Source organism: Herbaspirillum lusitanum P6-12 (assembly GCF_000256565.1).
Taxonomy (GTDB): Bacteria; Pseudomonadota; Gammaproteobacteria; order Burkholderiales; family Burkholderiaceae_D; genus Herbaspirillum; species Herbaspirillum lusitanum.
This window is the reverse complement of record NZ_AJHH01000240.1, coordinates 1-12,947: the sequence shown is the minus strand read 5'-3', so window position 1 is coordinate 12,947 and position 12,947 is coordinate 1. Positions and strand designations below refer to the sequence as shown.

14 protein-coding genes are annotated in these 12,947 nt (G+C 61.7%); 1 reads left to right on the top strand and 13 read right to left on the bottom strand.

The genetic code is table 11. From position 1 onward, the window contains the following. Nucleotides 1-120: 120 nt before the first annotated feature. A complete protein-coding gene (locus HLUSI_RS0107725) occupies nucleotides 121-1,743 on the bottom strand; it encodes an ABC transporter permease (protein ID WP_016833426.1) in 1,623 nt (540 codons plus the stop codon). 95 nt (nucleotides 1,744-1,838) lie between these two features. Between HLUSI_RS0107725 and HLUSI_RS27540 the strand changes: the two genes are divergently transcribed. Further along, nucleotides 1,839-2,642: an ABC transporter ATP-binding protein gene (locus HLUSI_RS27540; protein ID WP_269147407.1), complete on the top strand. Its 804-nt coding sequence runs from the start codon at nucleotides 1,839-1,841 to the stop codon at nucleotides 2,640-2,642. Nucleotides 2,643-2,761: 119 nt separating this feature from the next. Here the strand turns inward: HLUSI_RS27540 and HLUSI_RS0107715 are convergent, their stop codons facing one another. The 12 genes from HLUSI_RS0107715 to HLUSI_RS0107660 form a co-directional block, all read right to left on the bottom strand. Continuing rightward, nucleotides 2,762-3,796 carry a Fe(3+) ABC transporter substrate-binding protein gene (locus HLUSI_RS0107715; protein WP_029363257.1) on the bottom strand — a complete coding sequence of 345 codons (1,035 nt, stop codon included), beginning with the start codon at nucleotides 3,794-3,796 and terminating at the stop codon, nucleotides 2,762-2,764. A gap of 139 nt (nucleotides 3,797-3,935) precedes the next feature. Continuing rightward, on the bottom strand, nucleotides 3,936-4,106 hold the full coding sequence (locus HLUSI_RS32495) for a hypothetical protein (RefSeq protein WP_016833423.1): 171 nt from the start codon (nucleotides 4,104-4,106) through the stop codon (nucleotides 3,936-3,938). Between the two features lie 2 nt (nucleotides 4,107-4,108). Continuing rightward, nucleotides 4,109-4,339 (bottom strand): hypothetical protein, encoded by a 231-nt coding sequence (locus HLUSI_RS0107705; RefSeq protein ID WP_016833422.1) that lies wholly within the window; start codon nucleotides 4,337-4,339, stop codon nucleotides 4,109-4,111. Between the two features lie 186 nt (nucleotides 4,340-4,525). Beyond that, nucleotides 4,526-5,872 carry a TAXI family TRAP transporter solute-binding subunit gene (locus HLUSI_RS0107700; RefSeq protein WP_016833421.1) on the bottom strand — a complete coding sequence of 449 codons (1,347 nt, stop codon included), beginning with the start codon at nucleotides 5,870-5,872 and terminating at the stop codon, nucleotides 4,526-4,528. A gap of 43 nt (nucleotides 5,873-5,915) precedes the next feature. Next, on the bottom strand, nucleotides 5,916-6,359 hold the full coding sequence (gene cynS / locus HLUSI_RS0107695; protein ID WP_016833420.1) for a cyanase: 444 nt from the start codon (nucleotides 6,357-6,359) through the stop codon (nucleotides 5,916-5,918). Between the two features lie 42 nt (nucleotides 6,360-6,401). After that, complete coding sequence (locus HLUSI_RS0107690; RefSeq protein ID WP_016833419.1) at nucleotides 6,402-7,280, bottom strand: ABC transporter ATP-binding protein; 879 nt, start codon at nucleotides 7,278-7,280, stop codon at nucleotides 6,402-6,404. Nucleotides 7,281-7,296: 16 nt separating this feature from the next. After that, a complete protein-coding gene (gene ntrB / locus HLUSI_RS0107685; protein WP_016833418.1) occupies nucleotides 7,297-8,172 on the bottom strand; it encodes a nitrate ABC transporter permease in 876 nt (291 codons plus the stop codon). Beyond that, nucleotides 8,172-9,569 (bottom strand): CmpA/NrtA family ABC transporter substrate-binding protein, encoded by a 1,398-nt coding sequence (locus HLUSI_RS0107680; RefSeq protein ID WP_016833417.1) that lies wholly within the window; start codon nucleotides 9,567-9,569, stop codon nucleotides 8,172-8,174. The genes ntrB and HLUSI_RS0107680 overlap by 1 nt, the downstream gene beginning before the upstream one ends. 144 nt (nucleotides 9,570-9,713) lie before the next feature. Then, a complete protein-coding gene (locus HLUSI_RS0107675; protein ID WP_016833416.1) occupies nucleotides 9,714-10,358 on the bottom strand; it encodes a response regulator in 645 nt (214 codons plus the stop codon). A gap of 49 nt (nucleotides 10,359-10,407) precedes the next feature. Then, nucleotides 10,408-11,610 carry a sensor histidine kinase gene (locus HLUSI_RS0107670; RefSeq protein WP_085944007.1) on the bottom strand — a complete coding sequence of 401 codons (1,203 nt, stop codon included), beginning with the start codon at nucleotides 11,608-11,610 and terminating at the stop codon, nucleotides 10,408-10,410. A 190-nt stretch (nucleotides 11,611-11,800) separates the two neighbouring features. Continuing rightward, nucleotides 11,801-12,562: an SDR family NAD(P)-dependent oxidoreductase gene (locus HLUSI_RS0107665; protein ID WP_016833414.1), complete on the bottom strand. Its 762-nt coding sequence runs from the start codon at nucleotides 12,560-12,562 to the stop codon at nucleotides 11,801-11,803. 150 nt (nucleotides 12,563-12,712) lie between these two features. Further along, nucleotides 12,713-12,947, bottom strand: a 235-nt coding sequence (locus HLUSI_RS0107660) for an FCD domain-containing protein (protein WP_016833413.1), incomplete at its 5' end; no start/stop codon positions are given.

Here is a 12,947-nt window from a genome sequence, read left to right as displayed (position 1 = left end):
AACTGATTTCGCGCCGCGCCGTATTGCGAGGCGAAGCGGCTGGCGCGTACGCCGCCGGAACCGCCGCCGATGGTGAACAGGTCGTAATCATATTGGCTCATTTTTTCCTCTATTGTTTGTTCAATACCTGCGCAGGGCCCGCGTCACGAGCATCACCGGGATCAAGCCGACCAGCACGATGCTCAGCGCCGGCAGTGCCGCCTCGCCGAGACGTTCGTCGCGCGCCAGATTATGGGCGATCACGGCCAGCGTATCGGTATTGAATGGACGCAGCAGCAGCGTTGCCGGCAACTCTTTCACCACGTCAACGAACACCATCAGCGCCCCCGTCGTCAGCGAGCGCCACAGCAAGGGCATGTGCAGCTTGAGCACGATGCGGCTGCGCGAGGCGCCCATGGTGCGGGCCGCTTCGTCCAGGCTCAGCGGGATGCGCGTGTAACCGGCTTCCACCGACTGCACCGCCACGGCCGTAAAGCGTACCAGATACGCATAGATCACGCCGAGCGCAGTCGCCGTCAGCCAGACGCCCGCGCCGCTGCCGGGGAACATCGCCTGCAACCACGCAACCGGCAGCAAAATACCAACTGCGATCACCGACCCGGGAATCGCATATCCCATGGACGCCAGGCGCGCGACCAGACGCAGGAAAGCGGATTTGAAGCGCGGCAAGCCGCCGGCGCGCTGGGCGAAACCCAAGGCCAGCGCCAGCCCCACCGCCAGCGCCGCCGCCACGCCGCCGAAGCGGAAGCTGTTCCAGGTCCAGCCGGCGTAGCGCGCGAGATTGGTCGCCATCGACAACTCACTCTCGCGCCACATCAATTGCAACAGGATCAGCACCGGCAACACGAAGCCCAGCAGCACCGGCGTCGCGCACACCAGCCAGGCCAATGCCTCGCGTGCGCCGCGCAACACCGGCAAGCGTGCTTCGGCGCCATCGCCGTCATTGCCACCCAGGCCGCGATTACCGCGCACCGTCGCAAAACGCATGCGCCCCTGCTCGCGGCGCTCCAGCCACAACAGCATGGCGACGAACAGCAGCAACAACGTTGCGTACTGGGCCGCCGCAATGCGATCGTCCATCACCATCCATGCCTTGTAAATGCCGGTGGTAAACGTGGTCAAGCCGAAATAGGCGCTGACGCCATAGTCGGCCAGCGTCTCCATCAAGGCCAGCGCCGCACCCGCCATCAGCGCCGGTCGCGCCAGCGGCAAGGCCACGCGGCGGATGCGTGCGCTCAACGGCGTGCCGAGCAGGCGTGCCGCCTCCATCAGATGCACGCCGCGTTCGCCGAGCGCATTGCGCGCCAGCAGGTAGGCGTACGGATACAGCGTAAAAATGAACAGGAAGATCGCTCCCGCCAGACTGCGCACGTCGACACGAAAGCCCGGCCACAGCGCGCGCAGGCTGCTTTGCACTGCGCCGCCGTATTGGAGGAAATCGGTGTACGCATACGCGCACACATACGCCGGCATCGCCATCGGCAACAGCAGCGCCCAGGCAAAGAAGCGCTTGCCGCGAAACTCGAACAAGCCGATCGTCACCGCCGTGGCCGCGCCAACGACGATCACGCCCAGCGTGACGAACAAGGCCAGCCATGCGGAAGTCGCCAGATAACCCGGCAATACCGTCTGCATCTGCTGATGCAAGGCGTCGATGGCGGCCGCGTCAAGCTGCAGCCACGCACCGGCGATGCCGAGGATGGGCAAGGAAATCAGGAAGGCAATCAGGCCGATGAGATACATAAATTCACGATGAAAACTGGTCCGGCGTGTGCTGCGCCTCGGCGTCGATGCGCTACACTTCGCTTATTGAAAACGGGTAAAAAATCATCAACTGCGTGGCGCATTGTAGCGGCAGGAATCTCACTCCACCGATTTTTCCCAAGCAAGAAAATTCGCCGAAAAAAGGACACCATGTTTTTGCAAGTCGATCAGGTCAGCATCAGTTATCCACGCGCATCGGCATGGTGTTCCAGGACTTCGCACTGTTTCCTCACCTCGATGTCGAAGCCAACATCGGCTTCGGCCTGCACAGTGATCACGGCGACAATCACGGAAACAAGCAACAACGTCGCCGGCGCGTACAGGACATGCTGGAACTGGTCGGTCTCGGCGGCATGCAAAGCAAATTCCCGCATCAGCTGTCCGGCGGCCAGCAGCAACGCGTTGCACTGGCCCGCGCCCTGGCGCCGCAGCCGCGGCTGTTGTTGCTGGACGAGCCGTTCTCCAGCCTCGACATCGAATTGCGCGAACGTCTCGCCGAAGAAGTGCGCCGCATCCTCAAGCATGCCGGCATCACGGCGCTGATGGTGACGCACGACCAGATGGAAGCGTTCGCCGTCGGCGACGTGGTCGGCGTCATGCAGCAGAGCCGCCTCGAACAATGGGACCAGCCCTATGCGCTGTACCACCGCCCCGCTACGCGTTTCGTCGCCGACTTCATCGGTGACTTGTCGCCGTTCAGGGCCCGCATCGTGCGCAAGTCTTTCCGCGGCGCCGACTTCCTCTATACGCTGCAACTCGACGATGGCCTGGAATTACTGTCGCTGGTGCCTTCGCATCACGATCACGCCGTCGGCGAATCGATCGGCATCCGGCTTGAAGTGAATCATGTCGTGGCGTTTCCGCGCGCAACCGGTTGAAGCAGACGCTTGCCCGCAGGCCGGCGCCGTTCCCATTTCGCCATCGTTAAAAAAGCACCGGAGGCCGTGGCCGCCCGGTGCTTTTTTCATGCCCGCCGAAACAGGCGATTACGCCTGCATCATTTGTACCCGACGCGATCGAGGATCTGCAATACCTTCTGCTGATTACGGCCGGTTGCAGCAACGTCGATCACTTCCGCCTTGAACGGTCCCAGCGTGTCGAGCGCGGCATTGCCGGTCTTCACGCTCTTGACGGCGGGCCATTCGTTATTGCCCTCGGCGAAGTAGCGCTGGGCCGAATCGCTGGCCAGGTATTCCAGGAACTGCACCGCTTCGGCCTTGTGCGGCGCATGCTTGGCCACACCGCCACCGGCGATGTTGACGTGCGCGCCAAAGGTCTTCTGATTCGGCCAGACCACGCCGAATTTGCTGACCACGGCGATGTCTTCCGGCTTGGTCGACTTCATCAGGCGCGCAACATAGTAGGAGTTGGAAATCGCCACGCCGCATTCGCCGGAAGCGACCGCCTTGATCTGGTCGGTGTCCCCGCCCACCGGCGAGCGCGCCATGTTGGCGACCATGCCCTTCAGGATGGTTTCGGTCCTGGCTTCGCCGACGTGCTCATACAGCGCGCCGAATAGCGAGACATTGTAAGGATGCGCGCCCGAACGGGTGCACAGCTTGCCCTTGTTCCTGGGATCGGCCAGCGACTCGTAGGTATCGACGTCTTCCGGCTTCACATTTTGCTTGTTGTAGACGATCACGCGGGCGCGTGTCGAGAAACCGAACCATTGCGAACCCTGGCCCTCATCCTTGCCGCGCAGGTTGGCGGGGATGCGCGAGTCGAGCACGCCGGATTTCACGGGTTGGAACAGGCCGTCGTTCTCGCCGCGCCACAGGCGGGCTGCGTCAACCAGCAGGATCACGTCGGCCGGGCTGGCAGTTCCCTCGCTTTTGAGACGCGCCAGGATACCGGCGTCATCGGCGTCGACGCGGTTGATCTTGATGCCGGTGGCCTTGGTGAAATTGCCGTACAAGGCTTCATCGGTCTGATAATGGCGCGCGGAGTAAAGGTTGATCACCTTTTCCTGGGCAGACACGCCGATCGAGGTAGTCGCCAACACCATACCTGCAACAAAAGTACGTAAAAACATGAACTTATCCCTTTATGCTGATTGATCAGTCTGCTTGCCGGCGGCCGCAAGAAGTCCGAAAAACACAGGACAACGCGCACTGGCGCAACCGGAAAGACGAGCGACTATAGCATGAATGAGAATAATTCCTGTTTTAAATTCAGCTTTTTGTCAGGATTGGACGCTTGAAAAACCGATGACCGAAGACGCCGGACAACCTCGCCGCAACACCGCGTTTGCCGGCCGGCTCGCATTCACGGCTTGGCTCGCAACGCAGTTCGCGTCCGGCCAATGCCGCCAGACGCTGCTGCATGGGCATCAACATCAGCATGCTCAGGCGCGCGCCTTGGACAGCACGACCAGCCAGCGGCGGAACAACAGGATTTCCAGATGGCCGGCTTGCAGGCCGGCGCTGCATTCGATCACGGGATTGACGCGGTAGCGGCGCACATACGAGTCGCGGCACACGAACATTTCGCGACGGCCGAAGCGCAGGCTGAAAGACGAAGGGGAAGAAGATTCCAGACCAAAGCGAGCGCCTGAAGTGAGATCCAAGTGTGTCATGGCAGTGGTTCCTATCTCTGTTGAAGAGATTCCACTGTATCACGAATACTGTATAAATAAACAGTAGTTTTTGATCTCGTTGTTTTTTGAGTGATTTCGGAAATTTTTCGATTTCGATCCGAATGCAGCCCATTCTACCCTGTTCGGACTTGAATGGGCCAAATCCACTGATCCGCTATCGGCAGCCTACGCGCCGCTTTCAAGCCGGCTGCGCACAAATCCGATGTGTTCACGCAGCACGTAGAACTGATCGGCAAACGCCAGCGGCATCTTCATGCGATTGACTGAGGTTTCAATCTCATCCAGCTGTTTCAGCATCTGCTCCTGCTCTTCCTTGGTGTGGGTGGTGACGCCGCGCTCCAGCGTGATCAGCACGCCATACCATTTATAGATGCGTGAACGGATGCGCCAGCCGTACAGCAACGGCACCAGCTTGATGCCGGGAATCAGCAGCAGGATGATCGGCAGCAAAATCACCATCGTGCGATCCACCAGGCTCGCCAGCCAGAACGGCAGCGTGCGGTAGAAGAAGCTCTTGCCCGACTTGTAATAGCGCGCGGCGTCGTCGCTGATCGGATATTCATGCACCAGCGGCGCCGGGAACTCGCCGGCCTTCTGCAGCACGCTGGCCTTGCCGTGCACTTCACGCGCCGCTTCAATCAGCAGATCGGACAAGGCCGGATGCAGGTCATCGCGCGCGATCAGCTCGGCAGTCGGGGCGATCAGGCGGATCGTGTGGTCCGGCAGGTTGCGACGGAAGTCGAACACGCCGGGCGGCAGCGTCAGTTCATTCAGATAACTGAACCGGCGCGTGTAAGCCGATGCCTGCGAGAAGTCCAGCAGGCGGACGCCGGATGTGCGCAGCAGCTTGCCCATGGTGGCCGGCGCCGCCGACTCGCCCATCAGGAAGGCGACATCGATCTTGCCCTTGCTGAGTGCGTCCGCGGCCTCGTCGCCGCCCATGTCGATCAGTTTGGTCGCCCCGCCCGGCTCGATTCCGCTGGCCTTCAGCAAGGTCAGCGCCAGCACGCGCGAGCCGCTGCCCTGCAGGCCGATGGCGATGCTTTTCCCGGTCAGCTCGGACAGCCGCGAGACCACCTTGTCATTGCGATAAAACACCGACACCGGCGAATACGCCACGCTGCCCAGCGACACCAGGCTATCGATATCGACGCTGTCGGCAATGCCGCCCTGCACGAAGGCGACATCGACGTCGCCGTCCGGATCAACCAGCTTGCGCAGGTTGTCGAGCGAACCTTCCGAGGCCACGATCTTCACCGTCACGCCGTCGCGCGCGAGGATATTCTTGTATTTCTCGGCGACGTTCCAGAAATTGCTGTGTTCCGGCCCGGTCGCGATGGTAATGGTCTTCGGCGGCGCCGGATGGATCAGCCAGATCGCCAGCCAGACGCCGACGATGATCAGCAGCACCATGGGGCCGAAACTGACGGCCAGGTCGCGCCACGAAATGGCGACGAAGCGCGCCTTCATGGCGCTGACGGAATGCTTGCGGGGGGCGGTAGTTTTTTCCATGGAGGCATTCTACCGCCCTCCTTCTGGCGCGGGCGAAAACCAATCAATAGGTTTTGTAAGGCAGGAACTTCCCGCTCAGCACCACATTGACGCGGTCGCCGGCAGGATCGGCCTGGCGCTGGATGTCCATCTTGAAGTCGATCGCGCTCATGATGCCGTCGCCGAACTCTTCGTGGATCAGCTCCTTGATGGTCGAGCCGTAGACGCTGACGATTTCATACCAGCGGTAAATCAGCGGATCGGTCGGCACCGGCGTCGGCAGCGAGCCCTTGTACGGCACGATCTGCAGCCACAGGGTTTCTTCGTCGCTCAGGCCGAACAATTCCTGCGTGACGGCAGCCTGCCTGGCGGTCAGCGTCATCTGGCCGAGCATGGCGGCGGTCGTCCATTCCTTGCTCTGGCCGATGCTCTCGGCGATCCTGGTCCAGGTCATCTTGTTCCTGACCTTGGCCTGGATGATTTTTTGGGTAACGAGGTTGCGGTCCATGAAGTTCTCCTTGCGATGAATGATAAAAATGATCGTGAAAAATCAAGCGGCTGCTTGCGGGAAATTGTCGAGCGGATCCGGTGCACTTTGCTCCAGCCCGGGCGTCACCACCCGCGTCCCGGCGTCTTCCGCTCCGGCTTCCTGAATGCGGCGCGAACGATGCACCAGGAAATCCACCAGATGGTTGCGGATCCGGTAGAACTGCGGATCGTGGTGCATGGTTTCGCGGGTGCGCGTCTTGGGCATGGTGTTGACCACCACTTCGGCGATGCGCGCCCGCGGGCCGTTGGACATCAGGAAAATCTTGTCGGCCAGCAGGATCGCCTCGTCGACGTCGTGCGTGATCATGAACACGGTCTGGTGCGTGGCGCTGCAAATCTTCAGCAGCTCGTCCTGCACCACGCCGCGCGTCAGCGCATCGAGCGCACCGAACGGCTCATCCATCAGCAGCATCTTCGGTTCGATGGAAAACGCCCGCGCAATGCCAACGCGTTGCTTCATGCCGCCCGACAGTTCGGACGGCTTCTTGTGTTCCGCCCCCTTGAGGCCGACCATCTCGATGAAGCGGCGCGCATGCGTCTCGGCCTTGTCGCGTGACCAATCCGGCCAGCGCGAACGCACCGCGAACACGACGTTGCCCAGCACGCTGAACCACGGCATCAGCGCATGGCTCTGGAACACCACGCCGCGATCCAGGCTCGGCCCCTTGACCTCGCGCTGATCCATGATCACCACGCCGCCCGACGGCGCTTCGAGACCGGCCAGCACGTTCAGGATGGTGGTCTTGCCGCAGCCCGAGTGGCCGATGATGCAGACGAACTCGCCCTTGTCGATGCCGAACGAGACCTGGTCGAAGACCGGCAGGCCGTCATCGGTGTAACGCTTGTTGAGGTTCTCGACGGTGAGAAATGCTTTTTCCATATCGCTCCTGTTACGCCTATTCCGTGTAAGTCACCAGTTTTTGCAACCGCGCAAAAAACAGGTCCAGCACCATGCCCGTCACCCCGATCACCAGGATCGCGAAGATCACGCTGGTCAGCGACAGGTTGTTCCATTCATTCCAGACGAAGTAGCCGATGCCGGTGCCGCCGACCAGCATCTCGGCCGCCACGATCACCAGCCAGGCAATCCCCATCGAGATGCGCATGCCGGTCAGGATGGTCGGCGCCGCCGCCGGCAGGATCACCAGGAAAGCCTTGCGCAGCGGCGTGACTTCCAGCGTCTTGGCGACATTGAGCCAGTCGCGCCGCACCGACGCCACGCCGAACGCGGTGTTCATCAACATCGGCCACACCGAGCAGATGAAGATCACGAAGATCCCCGAGATCGATGAATCCTTGATCGTGTACAAGGCCAGCGGCATCCACGCCAGCGGCGAGATCGGCTTGAGGATTTGGATGAAAGGATTCAACGCCCGCTGCATCAGCGGCGACATCCCGAGCAGGAAGCCCAACGGGATCGCTACCAGCGCCGCAATCGCAAACCCGAGTCCCACGCGCGCCAGCGAATAGCCGAGCTGGATGCCGATGCCCTTGTCGTTGGGGCCGTTGTCGTAGAAAGGATTGGCCAGCTCCCTGCGCATGGTCTCGCCCATCTGCGCCAGCCCCGGGAAGCCGCTGGTCTTGACCGGCGAACTGCTGCTCTTGCCCATCAGCTTGGCGTACTCGTCATCGGCTGAAGATGTTGCCGCCGCCCGCGCCTGCTCAACGCTCTGCTTGGGCGCCGTCGCCAGGTGCCACACCAGCAACAGGCAGCCGAACAGCGCCAGCGAAATCATCGCGGCGCGCCAGCCAGGTTGTGCCGCCGGCTTCATCAGGTGGTCCTCTTGATGGCGAAGCTGTTGACGTAGGCGTCGGCCTTGGCCGGGTCGAATTCCTTGTCCATGATCTTGTACTTGCGATAGGCGCCGTCCGGCACCGGCTGGCCGAGTTCCTTCATGTATTTCTTGGCGTCGGTCAGCAGCAGCACGCGCTCAGAGATGCCCTTGTAGTCGACCTCCCCCTTGACGTAACCCCAGCGCTTCATCTGGCTCAGGATCCACACGGCCATCGAATCCCACGGCACCGGATCGAAATCGGCCCGGCCCGGTACGTTCTTGACGTTGCCCAGGCCATCGGCGAAGCGGCCGGTCAGCACCTGCTCGACCACGGTCTCGGGTTGATTCAGATACGCCGCCGGCGAAATCACCTTGGCCACCAGCGAGCGGTTGGCCGGATCGCGCGCCATCGCGGCGGCGGTCAGCACGGCGCGGAACAGCGCCGCGAAGGTGTTGGGATTCTGCTTGACGAAATCTTCCGACATGCCGAAGGCACAGCACGGGTGACCATCCCAGATTTCCTTCGACAGGATATGAATGAAACCAACCTCGTCGTACACGGCGCGCTGGTTGAACGGATCGGGTCCGAGGAAGCCGTCGATGTTGCCGGCGCGCAGGTTGGCCACCATTTCGGGCGGCGGCGTGACGCGGATCTGGACGTCGCGGTCCGGATCGATACCGTTTTCAGCGAGGTAATAACGCAGCAGGAAGTTGTGCATCGAATACTCGAACGGCACCGCGAACCTGAAGCCCTTCCATTGCTTGGGATCGCGCTTGTCCTTGTGCTTGACGTGCAGCGTGATGGCCTGGCCGTTGATGTTCTGGATCGTGGCGACGCGCATCTGCACCGGATTGCTGCCTACGCCCATCGACATCGCCAGCGGCATCGGCGACAGGAAGTGCGAAGCGTCGTGTTCCTTGTTGATCATCTTGTCGCGGATCAGCGCCCAGCCGGCGGTCTTGTTCAGCGAGACATTCAGGCCCTGCTTCTTGTAGAAGCCGAGCGGATCGGCCATGATCAGCGGCGCCGCGCAGGTGATGGCAATGAAGCCGATCTTGAGATCCTTCTTTTCGATCGCGCCGTTCTTTTCCTGCGCCATGGCCTGCAGTGCGCCCAGCGGGAACATGCTGGCGATCGCCGCACGCGCGGTGTTGATGCCGACCGCGCGCAGGAAGTCGCGGCGTTGCTCCGCCTGCGGGAACAGCGCGCGCATCACCGATTCTTCCACCACGTCGTTGCTCAGTTGCTCGGGGTCTTGCGCACGTACCTGCAACTGTCGTTGCTGCTCGTCGTCATGCGCCGCTTGGCTGGCATGCCTGCCGCAGGAACAGTTGTTGCCTGCGCGCTCGGCGTCGTAGGTGTGGAAGATGGTGCTGTCGATTTCTTTTGGCATGGATTCCCCCGATGGATGGATGAAATAACGGCTGCTGCTTTGTTACGTCATCACGTGCAAGGGGCTTGCCAGTGTGCTTTGCGATGTCATCGACGGACGACGCCTTGTAGTGGAACGACTACAAGACGCTGTCAGGGCGACAACTTACGCCGGTAGAAGCTGATGCCGCACGGCGTACATGGCGATGCCGACATCGTTGCCGGCGCCGGTCTTTTCCAGGATGCGGCTGCGGTAAGTGCTGACCGTATTCGGGCTCAGCGTGAGCTGGTCGGCGATTTCCTTGACGCTGCGCCCGGCCGCGATCAGCTGGAACACCTGGTATTCGCGATGCGACAGCGTCTCGTGCGCGGCGCGCTGGGTGCTGGCCGAATGCGCACTGAGTTCCGCTGCCAGCGTCTCGGCCATATGCAGGCTGACGTACACGCCGCCATCGGCCGCCTTGCGGATCGCCGCCACCAACTGCTCGGTATCGGCGCTCTTGTTCAGATAGCCTGCTGCGCCGAGGCGATAGCAGCGCGCGGCGTATTGTTTCTCGGGATAGGTCGACAGCATCAGCACCGGCAGGCGCGGCATCTCTTGCTTGAGCTGGCGCAACACGTCGAGTCCGTCCTGCAGCGGGATGGCAATGTCCAGCAAGACCAGGTCGATCGCTTCCACGCGCGCCTTGCGCAACACCTCCGGGCCGTCGGCGCACTCGGCCGCCACCTCGATGTCCGAGGTGTCGGCAAGGATCTGCTTGAGGCCTTCGCGCACGATGCGGTGGTCGTCGCAGAGCAGGATGCGGATCATTGGTTTCCTTGTGGCTGTTGCTGCTGCCGGGTTGATTGTTTATCGATGCTCATGCGTCGTTCCTCAGCGGCAAGACCAGGCGCACGCGCGTGCCCGGGTTGCGGATCGACTTGCCGCTTTCCGGTGCAACTCCTGCCTCTTTTGCACCATCAACGGCATTTTCGATGTTCAGTGCGCCGGCAAAGTGCAGCGCACGCTCACGCATGCCCATGACGCCGTAGGACTTCGGATTCGCCAGCGCCGCCGCCGGCACGCCGACGCCATTGTCTTCCACTTCCATCAGCAAGGCATCCGGCGTCAAGCGCACGACGATCTTCACCTGCGTTGCTTGCGAATGCTGTGCCACGTTGCTCAGCATTTCCTGGAAGATACGAAACGCCGCCGTCGCCAGCGTGCCTTGCGGCGCGAACGCCTGCGGCGAAATGTCGAACTCGACGTCGCACGGCAACTCGGTCGCCTCGGAGAATTCCTGCACCTGCCATTCCAGCGCCGCAACCAAACCCTGGTGGTCCAGAATGCTCGGCCGCAGATCGGTGATGATGCGCCCGACGTTGTCCACCGCCGCCTCGATCAACCGGTTCATGCTGGCGCACTTGCGCGCCACCGGCTCACGGTCGGCGACCCGGCCGGCCATCCAGTTGACGTCCAGCTTGAGCGCCACCAGCAGGCTGCCGAGCTCATCGTGGATTTCGCGCGCGATGCGCGTGCGTTCATCCTCGCGCACCGAATGCGCATGCGCCGACAGTTCCCGCACCTGCATCAGCGCCGCCGACAGCTCGCGCGTACGCTCGGCCACGCGCTGCTCCAGCTCGGCCTTGGCGCGCTGCAACTGCTCCTCGGCCAGACGCCGTTTGGAAATGTCGCTGAACGTGATCACCGCCCCGCGCACCCGGCCGCCGTCGATGATCTGGTAGGAAGAATATTCGGTGGCGAAGCAGGTGCCGTCGGCGCGCCAGAACACTTCCTGATCGACGCGGCACGACTCGCCCTTGCGGAAGGCCTTCAGGATCGGACAGTCTTCTTCCGGATAGTGTTCGCCGTGTTCGTGACTGTGGTGCACGAGCTCATGCATGTTCTTGCCCAGCATCTGTTCGATCCGATACCCGAGCATCTCGGCGCCGGCACGATTGATGAAGGTGCAGCGGCCGTCGAGGTCGATGCCGTAGATGCCTTCGCCGGTGGAGTCGAGCAGGAGAGTCAGTTTGTCGCGCAACAGCGTCGCATCGCTGGAACCGCGCAGGGCGGAATCCATGGCGCCGATCGGCTTTATTTCGGTAGGAGCGAACATGGTCATTCCGGTGTTTTCAGACAAGAGGCCTTGTGCAAACCTCATGCCAATACTTCCGGGAAACGTCTTCCCCAATAAACCAACGCCGCCTTGAGCTCTCGCTGAAGACGGCGTTGGTGTCCCACACTGACTCTTTATTGAGACTGAGCCGGCATCAAGGCATGTACTGCCCGCCGTTCACATCGATGATCTGCCCCGTCACATACCCCGACAACGCATCCGAAGCCAGGTACAGGAACGCGCCGTCGCATTCCGCCGGGTCGCCGATGCGTCCCATGGGAATGGTCTTGCGGAAGGATTCCAGCTGCTCCGGCGTGGTGAAGCGTTCCTGGAATGGCGTCATGATGACGCCCGGCGCCACTGCGTTGACGCGAATGTTGTCCGGCTGCAGTTCTTTCGCCATGCCGCGCGTGATGGTGCTGACGAAGCCTTTCGACGCTGCGTAGATCAGCGCGCCGGGGCCGCCGCCGTGGCGTGCCGCCACCGAGGTGACGTTGATGATGTTGCCGCCGCCCTGCTTGCGCATGACCGGGATCACGGCGCGCGTGAAGGCCACCACCGAGCGGGCGTTGATGTTGATGATGTCGTCGAAGAGTTCATCGGTGACCGTTTCCAGCGGCGCACGCTTGACCAGCGCCCCGGCGTTGTTGATGAGCACATCGATGCGGCCCATCTGCGCCACCGCCTTGGCCACTGCCGCGTTGATGGCCGACGTATCGCGCACATCGGCGCCGATGGTGATGGACTTGCTGCCCGCGGCGCGCACCTCGGCGGCGACGGCCTCGGCTTCCTTTTCCGAGCTGTTGTAGTGCACCACCAGATGGGAACCCCGGGCCGCAAAGGCCCTGGCGGCGGCCGCGCCGATACCGGTGCTGGCGCCGCTGATGAAGATAACTTTACCTGCCAGATCTTGCATTGCTGTTCTCCTGAGAAAGTAAGCGTGAACCAAAGGTGAATCACGGTCCGGCTCGTTTCAATGTAGGTATTCTTTGAAGGCCGGGGTGTTTTTTTATTTTTCTGAGCAAATCGAAATCAATATCGATGATGGTGCAGATGACGGTACAGATCAGTCGTGCACCGATTCATCCTTGTTCTGCGCCGCGCCACGATAGGCGTCGCGCACACGGATCAGGTGCGTGCGCATGGCGTCGGAGGCCTGTTGCGGATCACGGGCTTTCAATGCAATGAGAATGTCGCGGTGATCCTGCAGGCTGCGTTCCAGCGTGGCCGGAATGCGCGAAGTGATGGTGCGGCTTTTCTTGCCGAGCAGGTAGAGGCTGCCGGCGATGCTTTGCAGGAAA